Raw genomic sequence first — 1,180 nt, 5'->3', positions numbered from 1 at the left:
ACTATGCTGTTTTGAATGATCATTCGGCGCGGATTGCTGCCGTCATCATTTTTATTTGTGTTCGCCGCGGAAGCGGACAGGGGAAACCTGTCCGCTCCGATGCGTACACTTAAATAAAAAATGATGCCGGCAGCAAGCACAGTCCTGATCCGATCATTATTTATATGTTTCATGTTTAATGCAATCATAATTGAATAGTTTTTCATAATTTCGCGACGATGGCGGAAGGGCCACACCTGTTCCCATACCGAACACAGCAGTAAAGTCTTCCAGCGCCGAAAGTACTTGGTGGGCAACTGCCTGGGAGGATAGGACGTTGCGGGATTTATATATTCCTCAGTAGCTCAACGGTGGAGCACTCGACTGTTAATCGATAGGTTGTTGGTTCAAATCCAACCTGGGGAGCCATTAGTAAACATGCGGATACAATGTTGTTTCAGCATATATCCGCTTATTTAAACGGGGCCCCTTGGTCAAGCGGTTAAGACACCGCCCTTTCACGGCAGTAACAGGAGTTCGAGTCTCCTAGGGGTCACCAATTTAATACACATGCGGCCTGGTAGTTCAGTTGGTTAGAATGCCAGCCTGTCACGCTGGAGGTCGAGGGTCCGAGTCCCTTCCAGGTCGCCATTTAAACAAAAGTAACAAAAAAGAAGTACGTTTGAAATTCGATAGACGATTTTATTTAGGCTGATGTGGCTCAATTGGCATAAGTAGAGAACCCAAATTTTTTATTTGGTGTGAATCACTTAGTTAGTTTGTAGCTGATCAGGATATTAGTTTGAAACCCGATAGACGATTTTATTTAAGCTGATGTGGCTCAATTGGCAGAGCAGCTGATTTGTAATCAGCAGGTTAACGGTTCAAGTCCGTTCATCAGCTCCATTTTTTTGCAAAAAAATAATGGGAGAATGCCCGAGTGGCTAAAGGGGGCGGACTGTAAATCCGTTGACGGCGTCTACGATGGTTCGAATCCATCTTCTCCCACCATTTAATATTTTATTCGACCCATTAGCTCAGTTGGTAGAGCATCTGACTTTTAATCAGGGTGTCGGGCGTTCGAGCCGCCCATGGGTCACCATTTTAGTATTTTAACCACACAGCGTTGTGGTTTTTTTCTTATTTGCATATACTATTATGAATTAATGAATAGTGACTAGGTCTTAGATTGGGAAAACGA

At 44.0% G+C, this 1,180-nt stretch carries 1 protein-coding gene, 6 tRNA genes and 1 rRNA gene; 7 read left to right on the top strand and 1 reads right to left on the bottom strand.

From position 1 onward, the window contains the following. Positions 1 to 206, bottom strand: a 206-nt coding sequence (locus AKG39_RS19835) for a hypothetical protein (protein WP_152912181.1), incomplete at its 3' end; no start/stop codon positions are given. A 2-nt stretch (positions 207 to 208) separates the two neighbouring features. Between AKG39_RS19835 and rrf the strand changes: the two genes are divergently transcribed. The 7 genes from rrf to AKG39_RS16435 all read left to right on the top strand — a co-directional run bounded on the left by rrf (position 209) and on the right by AKG39_RS16435 (position 1,081). Next, positions 209 to 325, top strand: a 5S ribosomal RNA gene (gene rrf / locus AKG39_RS16465). A gap of 8 nt (positions 326 to 333) precedes the next feature. Continuing rightward, positions 334 to 408 (top strand) — tRNA-Asn (locus AKG39_RS16460). 55 nt (positions 409 to 463) lie between these two features. Next, positions 464 to 538: transfer RNA gene (locus AKG39_RS16455), tRNA-Glu, on the top strand. 15 nt (positions 539 to 553) lie between these two features. Beyond that, a tRNA-Asp gene (locus AKG39_RS16450) sits at positions 554 to 630 on the top strand. Positions 631 to 809: 179 nt separating this feature from the next. Then, positions 810 to 885: transfer RNA gene (locus tag AKG39_RS16445), tRNA-Thr, on the top strand. A gap of 20 nt (positions 886 to 905) precedes the next feature. Next, positions 906 to 990, top strand: a tRNA-Tyr gene (locus tag AKG39_RS16440). A 15-nt stretch (positions 991 to 1,005) separates the two neighbouring features. Further along, positions 1,006 to 1,081 (top strand) — tRNA-Lys (locus AKG39_RS16435). Positions 1,082 to 1,180: the final 99 nt, after the last annotated feature.

The sequence above is a fragment of the Acetobacterium bakii genome, assembly GCF_001263355.1.
In the GTDB taxonomy this organism is placed as follows: Bacteria; Bacillota; Clostridia; order Eubacteriales; family Eubacteriaceae; genus Acetobacterium; species Acetobacterium bakii.
This window is presented reverse-complemented; position numbering and strand designations above follow the sequence as displayed.